Annotated in this window: 14 protein-coding genes; 6 read left to right on the plus strand and 8 right to left on the minus strand. The window is 54.7% G+C overall.

Annotated features, from left to right (window positions below):
- Positions 1-383: 383 nt before the first annotated feature.
- The 3 genes from DTL42_RS18900 to DTL42_RS18910 all read right to left on the minus strand — a co-directional run bounded on the left by DTL42_RS18900 (position 384) and on the right by DTL42_RS18910 (position 4,064).
- Positions 384-1,208 (minus strand): DUF1570 domain-containing protein, encoded by an 825-nt coding sequence (locus tag DTL42_RS18900; protein WP_114370911.1) that lies wholly within the window; start codon positions 1,206-1,208, stop codon positions 384-386.
- Between the two features lie 29 nt (positions 1,209-1,237).
- Positions 1,238-2,380, minus strand: coding sequence for a (E)-4-hydroxy-3-methylbut-2-enyl-diphosphate synthase (ispG, locus tag DTL42_RS18905; protein WP_114370913.1), 1,143 nt, complete (start codon positions 2,378-2,380; stop codon positions 1,238-1,240).
- Positions 2,381-2,948: 568 nt separating this feature from the next.
- Positions 2,949-4,064 (minus strand): glycoside hydrolase family 88 protein, encoded by a 1,116-nt coding sequence (locus DTL42_RS18910; RefSeq protein WP_114370915.1) that lies wholly within the window; start codon positions 4,062-4,064, stop codon positions 2,949-2,951.
- A gap of 155 nt (positions 4,065-4,219) precedes the next feature.
- Here DTL42_RS18910 and DTL42_RS18915 point away from each other — a divergent pair, with 155 nt between their 5' ends.
- The 5 genes from DTL42_RS18915 (at position 4,220) to DTL42_RS18935 (ending at position 9,474) form a co-directional block, all read left to right on the plus strand.
- On the plus strand, positions 4,220-4,723 hold the full coding sequence (locus tag DTL42_RS18915; protein WP_114370917.1) for a tRNA (cytidine(34)-2'-O)-methyltransferase: 504 nt from the start codon (positions 4,220-4,222) through the stop codon (positions 4,721-4,723).
- 547 nt (positions 4,724-5,270) lie between these two features.
- Positions 5,271-6,218 (plus strand): lysophospholipid acyltransferase family protein, encoded by a 948-nt coding sequence (locus DTL42_RS18920; protein WP_114370919.1) that lies wholly within the window; start codon positions 5,271-5,273, stop codon positions 6,216-6,218.
- Between the two features lie 194 nt (positions 6,219-6,412).
- Positions 6,413-6,958, plus strand: a complete 546-nt coding sequence (locus DTL42_RS18925; protein WP_114370921.1) for a hypothetical protein — start codon at positions 6,413-6,415, stop codon at positions 6,956-6,958.
- Positions 6,959-7,579: 621 nt separating this feature from the next.
- Positions 7,580-9,058 carry a sensor histidine kinase gene (locus tag DTL42_RS18930; protein WP_114370923.1) on the plus strand — a complete coding sequence of 493 codons (1,479 nt, stop codon included), beginning with the start codon at positions 7,580-7,582 and terminating at the stop codon, positions 9,056-9,058.
- Positions 9,055-9,474 (plus strand): response regulator, encoded by a 420-nt coding sequence (locus DTL42_RS18935; protein WP_158545460.1) that lies wholly within the window; start codon positions 9,055-9,057, stop codon positions 9,472-9,474. The genes DTL42_RS18930 and DTL42_RS18935 overlap by 4 nt, the downstream gene beginning before the upstream one ends.
- A gap of 174 nt (positions 9,475-9,648) precedes the next feature.
- Here the strand turns inward: DTL42_RS18935 and DTL42_RS26595 are convergent, their stop codons facing one another.
- The 3 genes from DTL42_RS26595 to DTL42_RS18945 all read right to left on the minus strand — a co-directional run bounded on the left by DTL42_RS26595 (position 9,649) and on the right by DTL42_RS18945 (position 12,560).
- Complete coding sequence (locus DTL42_RS26595; protein WP_199590177.1) at positions 9,649-10,455, minus strand: reverse transcriptase family protein; 807 nt, start codon at positions 10,453-10,455, stop codon at positions 9,649-9,651.
- A 20-nt stretch (positions 10,456-10,475) separates the two neighbouring features.
- On the minus strand, positions 10,476-10,982 hold the full coding sequence (locus tag DTL42_RS26600; RefSeq protein WP_199590178.1) for a hypothetical protein: 507 nt from the start codon (positions 10,980-10,982) through the stop codon (positions 10,476-10,478).
- 405 nt (positions 10,983-11,387) lie between these two features.
- Complete coding sequence (locus tag DTL42_RS18945) at positions 11,388-12,560, minus strand: serine hydrolase domain-containing protein (protein WP_158545461.1); 1,173 nt, start codon at positions 12,558-12,560, stop codon at positions 11,388-11,390.
- A gap of 316 nt (positions 12,561-12,876) precedes the next feature.
- Between DTL42_RS18945 and DTL42_RS18950 the strand changes: the two genes are divergently transcribed.
- Positions 12,877-13,335, plus strand: a complete 459-nt coding sequence (locus DTL42_RS18950; protein WP_114370930.1) for a hypothetical protein — start codon at positions 12,877-12,879, stop codon at positions 13,333-13,335.
- A gap of 156 nt (positions 13,336-13,491) precedes the next feature.
- Here the strand turns inward: DTL42_RS18950 and DTL42_RS18955 are convergent, their stop codons facing one another.
- Positions 13,492-13,689: a cold-shock protein gene (locus DTL42_RS18955; RefSeq protein ID WP_105328919.1), complete on the minus strand. Its 198-nt coding sequence runs from the start codon at positions 13,687-13,689 to the stop codon at positions 13,492-13,494.
- Between the two features lie 185 nt (positions 13,690-13,874).
- Positions 13,875-14,834 carry a bestrophin family protein gene (locus DTL42_RS18960; RefSeq protein WP_114370932.1) on the minus strand — a complete coding sequence of 320 codons (960 nt, stop codon included), beginning with the start codon at positions 14,832-14,834 and terminating at the stop codon, positions 13,875-13,877.
- Positions 14,835-14,862: the final 28 nt, after the last annotated feature.

Here is a 14,862-nt window from a genome sequence, read left to right on the forward strand (position 1 = left end):
CCACGGATAACACGGATGGGCACAGACAAGACGAGAATTAAAGGGGGCTCTTTGTAGGCCCAAGGGGCCGGCCGTTAATAGCCAGGGGCGGAAGCCCCTGGAATAGAGAACGAAAAAGAAGGATGAGCCCCGAAGGGGCGACCGTAGCCCAGCAATGAACTACGAACGCCCCTTCAGGGCTTAGAAATTGTTAAGGCACTCTTCACTAGGGGCTTCCGCCTCTGGCTATTAACGATCGCCCCCTTGGGGCTTGCAAATCGTGCTTCATCATCCATTTGAAATCTCTTCTTATCCGTGCCCATCCGTGTAATCCGTGGTTCCTCTTCTTTCCCTCGGTGTGCTGTGTGCCCTCTGTGGAAAAAAATCTTATCCTGATCACAACGCTAACGGGGTACCGGCACGCCTGGTTGGATTTTGATTAGGTGCTGGGTGAGTTTCTCTTCGGCGTCGGGAATCTTGGTGCGGATTTGAAGCGGGATCGGGTCGACCACCTTCCGTTGGTGCCGAGCAACTAAGTAATCGCGGACGATAGTCGTGCGTTGGTTCCGCATCAGGTAATGAATCCATAGCCAAGACTCGGCGTAATCGGTTCCGCTCATTTGCTCAGGACGCGCGATCGTGGCCAGCCGCTCTAAGTTGGGCTGCCAGGTGTGGTTCTTCAGGCCATCGTTCAACCACGGCAAGTGTTCGCGGTTGATTCGCCCGCGGACACCAACCACTTCGTAATACTCGGCCAGCCCTTCATCGAGCCACAGTGGCAACGTGCCGACCGACGAATTCAGATAAGCGTGCGTCAGTTCATGCCGCAGGTCGGCCAGGATACTGTCGCTCCAAATCGCGTAGACGTAATACTGCCCACCTTCCACCACAAACAACGCCCGGCGTCCGTTCAGTTGGGGGAAATGTTGCCGCGTGAACTGGGCGAACGTGCTGGGATCGCGGAAGATTCGCACATGGATATCTTGATTCGAGAACGGAATCCCCAGGTCGTCCCGCAGTTCCATTTTCAGGTTGCGGGTCTCTTGCAGAACCAAGCTGTTGTCCTGCAGATCGAAATCGGCTTCGATCTGCAGAGGAACGTCGTCGACAAAGGTGCTCGGCGCCGAGGCTAACTGCGTGCTCCACATCGTGCAGCCGAGCGCGGACAGACAGCTCAGCCCCAGCAGGAGCTTGACGCAAACGGCAGTCGATCGGGGGAGAAAGGCCATCCGTGGTCCTTTGCCGCGTTGAGGAGGGGTCAGCCGGCGGTTTGGGTGGAAATGAGTTGGTCGAGTTCGTCCTTCAAGCGGACCAACACTTCGTCGTAATCGAAGGCGCCCAGCGGCTCGCCTCCCTTTTTCAGGTTCACAAAGTTCGGGCCACACCACAAACCAAGATCGGCGTCATCGGTTTCGCCGGGGCCGTTCACACGGCAACCCATCACGGCGATGGTGATCTTGTGGTCTTTGGCGTACTCGGTCAGCTCTTTCACTTTGGCGGCCAGGTCGACGAACGCTTCGTTTTCAACCCGCGAGCAGCTAGGGCAGCTGATAATGTTTAACGTTTGCAGACCGTAATCCAGCACCGTTCGCAGGCGGCCTGCTTTGATGTCGGCCAGAATCTTGCGGCCAGCTTCGATCTCTTCACCCTTGCGCGAGTTCGGCACCGTGAGCGAAACCCGGAGCGTGTCGCCGATGCCGTTGCCGATCAGTTGTTCAAAGGCGATCCGCGTTTTGATCACGCCATCGGGCGGCATGCCGGCTTCGGTCACGCCCAAGTGCAGTGGCACATCAGCACGTTTCTCGGCGAAACGGCGATTCACTTCGATCACCTTTTGCGGGTCGCTATCTTTCAGCGAAACGCAGTACCGATCGAAATCAAGACGATCGACCAGGTCGCAGTGCTCCCAGGCACTTTCTAGCATGGGGGTGATCGAATCGTGCTTGTCGTACTGGGCCAGCTTGGCCGGGTCGACACTACCGCAGTTCACGCCAATGCGGACGGCACAGTCGTTGTCTTTCGCCACGCCGATGATGTACTCGACCTTCTCTTGCCACGGCTTCTCACGTTCGTGGTGATAAAGGTGGCCAGGGTTGTAGCGGATCTTATCGACATGCGGGGCGACCAGTTCGGCCAAGCGATAGTTTTCCTGCAGGTCGACCGAAAGATTGCCGCTGACCTGCTTGCGGATTTCGGCCAAAGCCTCCGCATCTTTCTTGCTATCGACCGCAATACGAATGACATCGGCACCCGCTTTTTCCAAGTCAGTAACCTGGGCGACGGTGGCGTCGATGTCTTGGGTCTTGGTGGCCGTCATGCTCTGAACGGCGATCTCGTGACCAGAACCGATAGTCACACTGCCGATCTTAACGCTGCGTGTCGGATTGCGAACGATTTCCAACGTTGTAAACTCCCGCGGTGGATAGACTTTTGCTCTATTGTCACCAACCGCACGATATTTGACAACATCACGATGGAAAGCTTTATCGACTAGAAATAGATTGGCCTGGTTTCAGAGGGAGAGAGGAATTAGCCACAGAGAGCACCGATGGGGCAGGCTTTTTTAACCACGGATTGCATGGATGGGCACGGATTGGAAAAAATTTAGATAGCTTTCTTCCCGGGCCCAAGGGGCCGACCGTCAATAGCCAGGCGGCAGCCCCTGGTGAAGAGTTTTAACATTTTCTAAGCCCTGAAGGGGCGTTCGTCGTATTGCTGATAGGGCTACGATCGCCCCTTCAGGGCTCGATCTTTTTTCGCTTCACATTCCAGGGGCTTCCGCCGCCTGGCTATTGACGGTCGCCCCTTTGGGGCTTGCAAAACTGTGAATCCTATTCGAAAACTTTCTTACTTATCTGTGCCGATCCGTGAAATCCGTGGTAGCAAGTTAGCAGGACCGCACGGGCAAGCTGCCCTTGCCCCACAGATTGTTTTATCCCCAAGTGGGGGTCGTTCCGAGAAAATAGGCTCTATTTCTCCCGCACGACTTTCGTCAGGGCTTCGACGAAGAAATACTCGCCGAACATTACCGATTCGTCGACCCCTAGGTCTTTGGCGGTGTGGTAGACACCATGCTTGAGAATCCCTTCCCAACCTTCGTCGTTCACGGCCAGGTATTCTGGGGTGACTAGGGCATCGAGCGTCGCCAGGGCCGTTTCACGGTACTTCTTCGCTTTTTCAGGGTCAGAAACCTGCTTGGCAAGGTCCAACAAGCCAGAAGCAGCGATCGCTCCGGCGGAAGTCTCTTTCTGAGCTCCCCACGGAGCTGGCTGGCTCAAATCGGCATCGAAGTCCCAGAACGGAACCTTATCTTCCGGCAAGTTTTCCACCCAGAAGTCGGCGTTCCGTTCGGCGACGGCCAAAAACTCAGGGTTATTGGTCAATGCGAACACTTTGCTGTAGCCATACAACGACCACGACAAACCACGAGCCCAGCTACTATCGCCCCGCAGCCCTTGGTGGGTGGTTTGTTCCAGAAACTCCCCAGTTTCCAGGTCGAACATTCCTTCGTGGGCGGTCGAACCGTTCTCGCGGACAATCTTGTCGCGGGTTGTGCGGCAATGCGCTTCCGCAATCCGCTGTAGCTCGGCGTCGCCAGTTTCGTTGGCGGCGTAGAAGATGATCGGGACGTTCATCATGATGTCGATGAACAGCGAGTCGTCCGAAACAAAGCTTCGCAGGTACTGTCCTTTTTCCTTAAACCGCATCGCCAACGTCCGCCCGGCCTGGATCAGTACATCGTTCAAATGCTTGTCGCCGGTCAGCTGATACCACGGCAGGTAGGTGCTCAAAAAGATGAACCCCAAGTCATGCACGTCGCGGTCGTGCTGACGATGCTCGAGCAGCTTCGAGTAATGCTCGGCCTTGGCCCGCCAGTCGGCGTCCCCGGTGCGCAAATGAAACTGCCACATCATCCCGGCAAAGAAACCTGCACACCAGTCAGTCCATAACTCTTTGTCGTGACGCCACTTACCCCCTTCGGTGTAAATGGGAAAGTAGTCCGGATGCGCCTGCACAATGTGGGCAACCTGTTTTTCAGCGAACTCCAGAGCGTGGGTATACGAATCGATTCGTGCGTCAGACATGATGGCGAAAAACGGTTATGGGGAAAGATGATAGGTCCACTGGATACATCCGCCAGGAAGGGGCAGAATAGCCTCGTCCAGGTTGGCTAGGTGCGTATCGTACCATAGCCGACTTGCCCGAAAAGCCATTTTGATCTGGAAGTGAGAAGATTTCGATGTATGACCCGGTCCTTCATATCGTGCTACTGGAACCGGAGATCCCACCGAACACCGGCAACATTGGCCGCACTTGTGTCGCCACAGGAATCAAATTGTGGCTGGTCGAACCGCTCGGGTTTCAGGTCGACGACGCCGCACTTAAGCGGGCCGGGATGGACTATTGGCAGTACTTGAACTGGCAAGTCGTCCCCAATTGGAATGCGCTCACAAAATCGCTTAAAGGTAATCGCTGGTGGTACTTAACCAAAACGTCAGCGGCCCCGTATACCAGTGTTACCTTTGAAAAAGAAGACGTTCTGGTCTTCGGTCGCGAGTCCGCCGGACTGCCGCGAGAACTGGTGGCAGCGAACGAAAAAACGGCCATTTCGGTCCCCATGCGCACCGACGTCCGCAGCTTGAACCTGGCCTCGACAGCCTCCGTCGTCGCCTACGAAGCAGTCCGCCAATTGACCGTCCGAGGCGAATATTCTTTGCCCATCGGCGAATCTCCAATCGGGTAAACGTAGCCCAATATGCAATTTCTCTGGAAAGCCAGCCCTCTTTCATCCCACGCCCTGGGTGCTCGTCGCGTCTGTGACCTTTCAGCGGCACACGGTGGAGTCGGCTTGAAGACGGTTTTGACCGCAGAGTGAGAAGCGGTCTAGAACCACGAATGGATACCGTTTAGAGGTAAGTCTTCGAGTAGGATTCACTTTTTCGCCAGGCCCAATGGAGCTTTCGTCGTGCCGGTAGCTGGGTAACGATCGCCCCTTTGGGGCTCGAACTTTTTTCACGCCACATTCCAGGGGCTTCCGCCCCTGGCTATTAACGGTCGGCCCTTTGGGCCTGAGCCGAAAGAAATCTGCATCTCGACTTTGTCCCTTCCCATTCGTTCATCCGTGGCAACTCTCTTTGTTCTTTTGTTCCCCCTACTGCGATCTTGATGACCGGGGTGATGGATCTCCCTTCTTCTATCACCATGATTGCTCTTCCCTGATAGCAGCAAATCTTTCACAATACGCGCCGAAACCTTCGACCCAATTTGGCCACGCATCGCAGGGAGGCGGAATGAGGCCCAAACTTGTTACCGACTATCTAGTTTATCTGGCGGTCCGCCTGTTTATTTGTGTGGTCCAAGCTATCCCGCTGTCGGTCTGCGATCAGATCTCGAAGTTCTTGGCCTGGCTGGCCAACGACGTCTTTAAAATTCGGGGCAAGCTGTTGGAATCGAACCTGCGGCATGCCTTCCCCGAGATGACGCCCGAGCAGCGTAAGAAGCTGGCCCGGCGAAGCTGGCATCATTTGTGCCTGATGATCTGCGAGATCGCCCATGCGCCGCGTAAGCTGCACACCACCAACTGGCACAAGTCGATCCAGATGCACCAGATCGAAATTCAAATCAAAGAAGCTCTCGGCCGCCGCCCGGTCGTGGTGCTGCTGGGGCACTTTGGCAACTTCGAGCTAATGGGCTACTGCACCGGGCTATTGGGCTTTCCGACCTACACGGTCGCCCGGCCGCTAGATAATCCGTTTTTGCACGATTACCTGGAAGAGTTCCGCAGCGCGACCGGTCAGATTATTCTGCCGAAGCAAGGAAGCGCCCCGTACATTGAAGAAGTGCTGAAACAAAACGGCACGTTGGCCCTGTTGTGCGACCAAAACGCCGGCCCCAAAGGGTGCTGGGTCGAATTCCTCAACCGACCCGCTTCGTACCACAAAGCGATCAGTGTCTTCTCGATGACCAGCGGCGCCCCGGTCGTGTTCCTGTACATGCGCCGCATCGGCGGCCCGATGCAATTTGAAATGGGAGTCGAAGGCATCTACGACCCGGCCCTCTGCGACGAACCCAAGGGGGTGAAGGAAGTTACCCAGTGGTACAACGACATGCTCGAACGAGTCGTCCGCCGCGACCCCGAACAATACTGGTGGGTCCACAATCGTTGGAAAGACGAACGGGCCGCCAAAAAGAAAAAGCAGCCTGAACCGCAACCCGCAAAACTAGCCAGCGCCGCCTAACCGTAGGCTGCGCTCCGCGCACCAGGCCCTGCGAACCCAACGAAAAAACAAAGACCGCGTAGTAACGCACCACGCCTCAGTTTGCCTGGCTAATGCGGATTGGTTTCTGTGCGTTGCCACGTGATGGATGTTGGCAAGCCGTTTTAGCAAACTCTGGTGCGCACAGCGCACCCTACGGGATTTGGTCAGGCATTATGCTAGGCATTGATCGTCTAATTATTGGTTGCTTGGTCCTGCTTAGCATCATGTTCGCCAGCGGCTGCTTCCCCAGCTACCCCTCTGGCTCCAGCAAATACACCAACAACTTGCTAATCGACAACGGCATCGTCTACGAGCACGCCGTGCTATCTCAGGTTTCTGGCGATAGCGTGCTGGTCGTTCCTAAGAATACTCAGGTCATTGTCGACGAGACGATCGTCCGTCCTGCTTTAACCATTCAAAAGAAGCAAATGATTCTTGGGCATCCAACCAAGAAGGTATCGATTGAAACGAACAAGCAACGCATGGGCGTTGTGGCTTGTTATGGCGAAAGTGAAACTCGCCTGGCCACGTATGGCGAATACACTCTCCCCGATCACGGCGGTACTTCCATCCAGCTGACTCTCACGGTGCCGACCGAGACAAAAGTTGTTTATGCCGAAGAACTAGGCGGTTCCCAAAGTGTAGGTAACGCGATCGTGGAAAACGAAACAAGCGATGCCGACGCATGGGTGAAAGTGGCCGCGAATGAGATGTTTTAACCTGCTTAGGTTGCGTTTCGCCGCAGATTGCGATTGATGGCAAGTTCGCCCCCAGTCCGTTGCGTTGACGCGATGTAAGCATTGCTGATCTCTTCAGCAAACTTTGAGGCGTCGATTCGTACCCTGCTGGGTTGGTAAGAAATACCCTGCCACACCGGGGTATGAAATGTCTTTCGTAGCGTCATGCGTACGCTACTGGCAAATCGTTCTAATTGCGTTGGCAGCCCATATAAATTTCCTAGCGGATTGGTATTTATTGTGCATCACATTGGCCCGCTGGTGGGGTGCACGATTCTCGTGTGATCGACTAGTTTGGGGAGCAAATAGATGTGGAATTCCGCACGAATATTTCCCCCACTTTTCTTGGACAACAGGTACCTTAGAAGGCACGAGTCATTAAACGGCTGGCAACATCCAGGTAATTATGGCATTTTCTAGGAAAGTAGCGCAAATGGCGACCTCTTTTCAACGATCGACCTTCGATTGTCCGAATGAAGCATATTGAGCCACCCAGCTAATCGGCTCTTTACGGGGGACCAACGCTTGACGATGCCAGAAGTTCAAGCATTTCGAGTCGCGGAAAGCTTTGAATTGCGCCACAATGCAGGGAGGTATGGGTAAGTGACACAGAACGAGGGTCAATACAAAATTGACTTAGAAATCTGTCCGATGCCTATTCTGCTCGTCGCATCCAGCGGAAAAATTGTCCGGACCAACAAACGTTTAGAGGTCTTGTTTGGCTACGCCGCAAACGAACTGATCGGACAGACGGTGGAAGTGCTAGTGCCGCCGGAGTTCCGTGAGGATCACCCTGACCTGCGGGATGCCTATTTCGAGGTCCCCACCAATCGCCGCATGGGGACCGGTCGCGATCTGAACGGTATGCGGAAAGATGGCACGAAAATACCGGTCGAAATCGGACTCGACCCGCTCGAGTTCGACGGCGAAATGATGGTGATGGTATCGATCTTAGATATCAGCGAGCGGAAGAAGAACGAAGCGATGATTCGCCGAGCGCTCAACGCCGCGTCGAGTGCCATGATTCAAGTCGGCGAAAACGGCACGATTGAACTGGTCAACGAAAGTGCCACGCTGATGTTCGGGTACGAGACGAACGATCTGCTGGGCGAGCCGATTGAAATATTGGTGCCGGAAAGGTTCCGGCGGAAGCACACCGTCTACCGCACGAGCTATCAAAGCAACCGGTCGACACGCAATATGGGCGGTGGTCGCGAACTGTTCGGTGTTCGCAAAGACGGGAGCGAGTTTCCTGTCGAGATCGGTCTGACTCCCATTCTCGAGTCCCACGGCAAGTCGACCATGGCGACAATTATCGACGTGACCGATCGTGTGGCCAAAGAGCGGTTCATCGAAGCGAAGAGCAAGCAGCTAGAAAGTCTCAATCAAGATTTGGTCCAGTTCGCCTACAGCGCTTCGCACGATTTGAAAGCTCCGCTGGCCTCGATCGCAGGGCTCTTGGGCTATGCCGAAGCCGATCTGAAGGCAGGCGATTTGGAAGAAGTGCAATGCAACCTGACTCGGTCGCGCGAACTGGCCGATCGACTGGCCAAACGCATCGAAGACATGCTGCAACTTGCCCGCTCGGATATGATGAACGGCGATTGGGTCGAGATTGATATCGATGCCCGAATTCAAGCGGCGTGGTCAAGTCTGCCAACCGACCACACCAAGTTGACCACCGATTATCAGCATGAAGATCGCTTTTGGAGTATTCCAGTGCGGTTCGATGCGATTATCGAAAACCTCATGTCCAACGCGATCAAGTATCGCGACCAGGCACGTAAAAACTGCTTGGTCAACGTGCGGACATGGAGTGAGCAAGACCACTTTTATCTTTCCATTGCCGACAATGGAATCGGCATTCCGAAGAAGCATCGCGAGCGTGTATTCAGCTTGTTCCAGCGGATTTCGGATACCGATCAGCCAGGCAGTGGGCTTGGCCTGGCGATCACCAAGAAGAACGTGACTCAATTAGGAGGCACAATCGTTCTCGAGGATGATGGTGGAGTGACAAGGTTTACCGTAATGCTACCCCAGGGGCACATACAGAATTTGACAAAAGGGGGATGTATCGAATGAAAATAACAATTGTAGTTGTCGACGACGATGAAGCAGATCGCTACCTTGTAAGGCGGGCGGTTCGTAAGTTAGATTTCGAGGTGAACTTCATCGAGTTTTCTTCGGGCGACCATTTTGTCGAAGGCATCAAGGAAGAGAGTTACCGCTTAGAAACCTTCGGTGAAACACCGCCACCAATATTGGTGCTGCTCGACATTAACATGCCGCGGATGAATGGTTTTCAGGTTCTGCGGAATCTGGCCGAACAATTTGGCGACGGCAGCAATGTGATGGTCGTGACCATGTACACGTCCTCGAACCATGCGGAAGACCGTGCCGATGCAGAGGAATACGCCCTGGTAAAAGACTACCTGGTGAAGCCCATCACGGCCGAGACACTGACCGGTTTGGTCGAACGTTATTGCGTTGGTGCATAGCGTCCGCGTTTCGCTGAATATTTTAACCGCACAATGGGGCAAGCTGATCACCCAAGCTTGCCCCATTGGCTGGAAAACGCCAGCACGCATTCTCGCCAAGCATCGCAAACAACTTCTATGTGGCCCGGACATCTTGCCCGGGTTGGGCACTGCTAATCCTTTGCCACGCAGCCACTATTTCGGCCAGGGGATGTTTTCATACCGCTCGCGCAGTCGCTGGCCACGTGGCGGGTTGATAATCTCGACAAACGACACGCGTCCTTGCAGGTGGGCGCGAAAGTTTTCGTGCCTGTCTCGGTTTTGCGACTCAGGCCCCAGCCGCACACAATTGGTAAGCGTGGCTTTCAAGCGGTCGTAGTCTTCGCGCGGGATGTTGGTAGTTTGGTTCACGACCAGCCCGGCCAGGCGTTGACGCACGCTTTTCCCCATCACGCGTGTCTTGCGGTGATGCACTGTGAAGCCTTCTTCCAGCACAATTGCACTCGCATGCGTGAAAAACCGCCTGGACGCGCGGCGGAAATCTTCTTGCCCTGAAAAAGCCAGGTCGTCGGCGTAGCGTGTGTAATTTGCCCCGGCGGTTGCGGCCAGCCCTGCCAAGCGGCAGTCTAAGCGATACGCGCACAAGTTGGCCAGCGCTGGCGACGTCGGCGCGCCTTGCGGTAGGTGCCGTTGCCGGTAGCGATCGGCTTGCGGCGATTGTCCCCAGCTCCGTTCCTGATAAGCACAAGCTTCCCAAACGTCGGCAGGCGTAATGGTAGTGCAAAGCCCTGCCAAGAGGTTCGCGATCGTTTCGGGATAGCCTAAAAAGCGAAAGATCGCCCCAACTTGAATCGCTCGGATCGAAGGAAAGAAGTCTTGGAGATCGAGTTTGACAACCACCGTTTGGCCCAGATGTGGCTGAGCAAACGTGGCAATCGAGCGGCCACGACGAAAACCATGGCAAGCAGAATGGGGTGGAACAAGATCGAGGATCTCGTGCAAGATCTTCTGTTGAATGGCTTTCAGGCGTAGCTTGGAGCTTCGATCAAACGGATCTGTCCCCACCGCTTCGGCAGAACGTGCGTGCGGTAATGTTGCAGCTTGCTCGTAGCAGTCGGGCTGGCGTACTGCCCTGCCCCGGCCAACCAATCTAAGTGCCGGCTCCGAATTTCCAACCATTCGGCCAACTGCTTTGCCGTGGTCAATTCGGGAAACGTTCCCCAGGCAGCCGCCGTGCTGGTCGGGGCCATACTGGTGGAAAGATCGATTCGGTTTACGACGCGCAGCTTCGACTTGCGATAGGCGCGATGAAAGTCTTGATCGAATAGCACAAACATTTCGACCGTCGCGCGGCGTGGACGCATGCGGCCCCGAAACACTTCGGACAAACGCTGTGCTAAGAGCGTTAGCCAACGTAATCGTTTGCCCAGCACCTGGCTGCCACGCTCGACCAAATCGTCGACTTCAAACGAGCCAGCGACGAACGCGGTCGCCAGGGCAGCAGCGATGGTTTTCTTGGAGGTTCGCATGAGCAAGAAAGTGGACGGCGGGATTGCCAACGAGTCTTGTTCAGCGTGAGAAATAGTACGTCGGTAGGCGTACCGACTCTCACGCAGCGGAAAGTCGAACCATTCACGTTTCCCTGGGGTAACCCCAGAGAGGCCAAAGCGATACTAAGAACACTCAGGCCAGCTTGGTAATTCCCACCGCCCGGCAAGATGATAATCGATTGCCAGCGTCTGTGCGACCAATTGACGAAGAGATTCTTAACGACGCAGCACCTTGCTGAGCATCGCGAGTGAATCACTTGAGACAACCTATTCAGCTACGATGATGGTCGACTGGGGTAAGCCAGCTTGAAATTGCAGCCATCCCAAGCACGGGCGGCGAGTCGCCCGTGGCACACCGTTTACCGCTTTTCTTCTTTGGCGAAATTACTTGGCACCTAGGTGCTTGATCAGCAACTTGGCGATGCCGTTGGCTGTTTCGCCGCCGTTGGGGGAAGTTTGTAGATTGGTCCACACGATCAGCGTGATGCCCGTTTCGGGGTCGTGACCCATGAACGATTGATAGCCAGGCAACGAGCCATCGTGCCCCAGCATGGGCCCTAGCTTGACGATACCCAGTCCGTATTCGGGGCTATCGGCCAAATCTGGATTGGTTGGTTTCAAGCTGGCCAAGCGTTCCTTTTGCATGGCCTGATCGAGCAGACCTCCGTTGACCAACGCTTCGACATAGGTGGCCAGTTGGTCGGCGGTTGAAATGGCTCCGCCTGCGGCCCAGGCCCACGATGGGTTCGCAAAGGTCACGTCGTTGGGCAGTAGCTTGCCCGCCAGCGCTGCTTTTTGTTCATCGGCAGGCAAGGCCGGATCGTCCAGCGTGCTAACGTTCGTGCCGAACAAGTACCCATGGGCAAACGGCGCCGGCATGGTGTCGTCGTTCGAGGCTGGCAACAACGTGCGGTTCAGCTTTAATGGTTCAAAGAGGTTCTGGTAAAACGCTTGCTCCAGCGACATGCCCATCTTCTGTTCGATCAGCACGCCCAGCATCACGTAGTTGGTGTTCGAGTAGTTGAACTCGGTGCCCGGCTTGAACAGTGGTTTCTGTTCGATACCCAGTTGAATCAATTCCTGGGGCGTGTAGACATACTTCGGTTGTTCATCCAAGACTTGGTTGACCGACTTCAAATCGCTGTAGGTTGGAATTCCGCTTCGCATTTCCAACAAATCGGCGATAGTAATCTGATCGCCATTAGGCACGTTCTGGAAATATTTGCTCACCGGTTCGTCTAGCTTCAGCTTCCCTTGCTGCACCAACTGCAGCACGACGGTAGCGGTCATCGTCTTGGTGTTCGAGCCAATGCGGAACGCCATATCGGTTTGCATTGCCTGACCGGTCTTCAAATCGGCCACGCCAAAGGCTTTCTGCCACTGCTGATCCCCCTTCCGAATCAGCACCACGGCGCCGGGAATAGCGTTCTCTTGAAGGAACTGCTGAACTTCGCCCGAGATCTTGGCTTCGTCCAGCGTAAGCTGGGCCTGGCTGGTGGCGACAAAACCGGTTACTAGGAGGGTCAAAACAAGCGGGAAGGTTAGCAGACGTTTCATGTGATTGTTGGGGTCATCCATTGGTCTGGGGTAAAAATAGGTTGTACCTCTATATTAGGTTACGTATCGCAGGCAGGTCTGATCATCTCGAATTGACATAATTCAGAGTGAAAAACTGTGATTTCACCTTGCGCAGAAGCAGCACCACTATGGTTGGGGGGCAATAAATCGAGCAGGGAGCAAGGGGGACGCAGACTGCCGCCCCAATGGCCACTTTATATCTGGCGGATAGAATAAAAGGGCAAGGCAAAAGCACCCTATTGCTGGCCAGCTTAAGGTGCTTGAGGGGAAGAGAACCGAGAGGGAGCGAACGAGGATGTTTTGGAAGAAACCGCACAAGCGGCCGGAGTGTCGCTGCAACTGCGGTGCGATCGAGAAGTTGGTTCACGATAGGCGGTCGCCGTTACGCTACTGTGTTGATCAGGCTGCCTACTATTTGCGGACCGCCAATAGCCAGTTTCTGGTCAACTGCTGCCCGATGTGTGGTTCGCCGGTGCGGTTTGCTTGGACTCCGCTGGAACTGACCGAGCAACAACAGGCAATCCTTAAGCAATTGCAACAAGAAGTTACCACCGCCGACGACATCGAACCCAAGCTCGGCCCGCCCGATGCCGTGGGAGAACTGGTCCGCGAAACCGACAAAGCCCGTGAACTGCCTGGCGGAACGGTCGTTTGCCAACGAACATGGACTTACCGCCGCGCTGTCCCGTTTGCCACCATCTGTATTAACGAACTCAACGACGGTAGCCTGAGCTGGATTTACACATCGATCTAGCCATCCAATAACCATTCAAACGATGGCTGCTCCTGCCGCTTAGCGAGTGGTCTGCGCATAAAAAAAGATCTCACTACACGATTCGGTAGTGAGATCTTTTTGTTGTGATCGGTCTATTTCGTGCTCAACGGAGCTCTATCTAGACAGCTACACTGTTTAAACAGGCGTCACGTTTTCAGCTCGCGGGCCTTTCGGGCCTTGGCCTTCATCGTAGGTCACATTTTGACCTTCGTGAAGATTCTCAAAACTGGTTCCCTCAACGTTGGAAGCGTGAAAGAACAGGTCCTTTTGACGACCGGTGTCGATAAAACCGAACCCTTTGTCGGTCAATCGCTTGATGATTCCTTCCGGCATCGATCCATTACCTCAAATCAAAAAATCTAGAGCATGACAACCGGGAAACACTTTGCTTAACGGTCATCATTGCGAAGATGCTAGTATAGGCGATTCGCGTCTCCGGCGATACGAGAAACCGCTCGAATAGCGGAAGTTCTTGGCTTTTCTTTCTACTTGTTGCAAAAAGCAGCGATAAAAGCCCGTTAAATTAACAAATGATCGACTGCTTTGATCGGTGGCGGGATCTCTTCCGGGGCGTGGCCGGAAAGTTGCCGCACGTTAATTTCGATCATTCGTGTCAAAAACAGCAGCGGTAGGTCGTTGTCGTCGGTGCTGAACGGCTGCTCGATTTCGTCCCCGACGGCGTCCAGGCCCAAGAAAGCGTAAGCGACCAGGCAGACCACCACCGGTGTCAGTAACTTCGCCGTATCGTGCAGCCCGCATGGCAGCGCCAAACAGTACAGTAAGACCGTCCGGTGGGTCAGCACGCTATAGGTAAACGGAATCGGCGTACTCTTAATCCGTTCGCAACCACCCTGAATGGCCAACATTTCGGTCAAACAGTTATGCAGCAGCGGCACGTGGTAGGTATCTAAAGCTCCAATTCGCCAGGCTTGGTTAATACAGCGGGAAAGACGGTCGGCGATTGCTGCTGGGATGTTGTCTTGCGCCAGGTAATTTGCTAACTCGGGATCGTGCGGCAGCCGCTCGCGCATTTCCTCGGCGGCATCTGTATCGCGGAGGCGATGTCGCAGTGCGTTGATGTAGGCGATTATCAACAGTACCATCTCGCGCCGCAGTCGGATGGCCTCGGCTGAGGTCGCCTGACCGGTCTCGGGGTTGGCGTCGTCGATCAGGGTGTTGATCTGCATGGTGAATGTCCGACAAACATTGACCATCCGTCCCCACAGCTTCCGCCCTTCCCAGTACCGGTCGTACGAGGCGTTGTTCCGAAAACCAAGGAAGATGGCCAGCGCCAAACCGATGACCGTAAACGGGGCCATCGTCAAGCTATAGGCATTTTCGGGGTACTTATACGCGATCACCGTGACCACCACGGCAAACAAGGTCACAAAGGTAATTCGCGGCCAAATCCGATTCCACGACGTCCCATGCAAGGCAAAGATCATGCCCAGCCAACTATCCTTTTCCGTAATGATCATGGCGAGTCAAACCTGGTGCTGAAGTCGA

The sequence above is a fragment of the Bremerella cremea genome, assembly GCF_003335505.1.
Classification (GTDB): Bacteria; Planctomycetota; Planctomycetia; order Pirellulales; family Pirellulaceae; genus Bremerella; species Bremerella cremea_A.

Coding starts and splice junctions, on each gene's coding strand:
- DTL42_RS18910 (WP_114370915.1), bottom strand. CDS start 4,064: ATGTCTGACGCACGAATCGATTCGTATACCCACGCTCTGGAGTTCGCT.
- DTL42_RS18920 (WP_114370919.1), top strand. CDS start 5,271: ATGAGGCCCAAACTTGTTACCGACTATCTAGTTTATCTGGCGGTCCGC.
- DTL42_RS18945 (WP_158545461.1), bottom strand. CDS start 12,560: ATGAAACGTCTGCTAACCTTCCCGCTTGTTTTGACCCTCCTAGTAACC.
- DTL42_RS18925 (WP_114370921.1), top strand. CDS start 6,413: ATGCTAGGCATTGATCGTCTAATTATTGGTTGCTTGGTCCTGCTTAGC.
- DTL42_RS18960 (WP_114370932.1), bottom strand. CDS start 14,834: ATGATCATTACGGAAAAGGATAGTTGGCTGGGCATGATCTTTGCCTTG.
- DTL42_RS18955 (WP_105328919.1), bottom strand. CDS start 13,689: ATGCCGGAAGGAATCATCAAGCGATTGACCGACAAAGGGTTCGGTTTT.
- DTL42_RS26600 (WP_199590178.1), bottom strand. CDS start 10,982: ATGCGAACCTCCAAGAAAACCATCGCTGCTGCCCTGGCGACCGCGTTC.
- DTL42_RS18950 (WP_114370930.1), top strand. CDS start 12,877: ATGTTTTGGAAGAAACCGCACAAGCGGCCGGAGTGTCGCTGCAACTGC.
- DTL42_RS18935 (WP_158545460.1), top strand. CDS start 9,055: ATGAAAATAACAATTGTAGTTGTCGACGACGATGAAGCAGATCGCTAC.
- DTL42_RS18900 (WP_114370911.1), bottom strand. CDS start 1,208: ATGGCCTTTCTCCCCCGATCGACTGCCGTTTGCGTCAAGCTCCTGCTG.
- DTL42_RS18915 (WP_114370917.1), top strand. CDS start 4,220: ATGTATGACCCGGTCCTTCATATCGTGCTACTGGAACCGGAGATCCCA.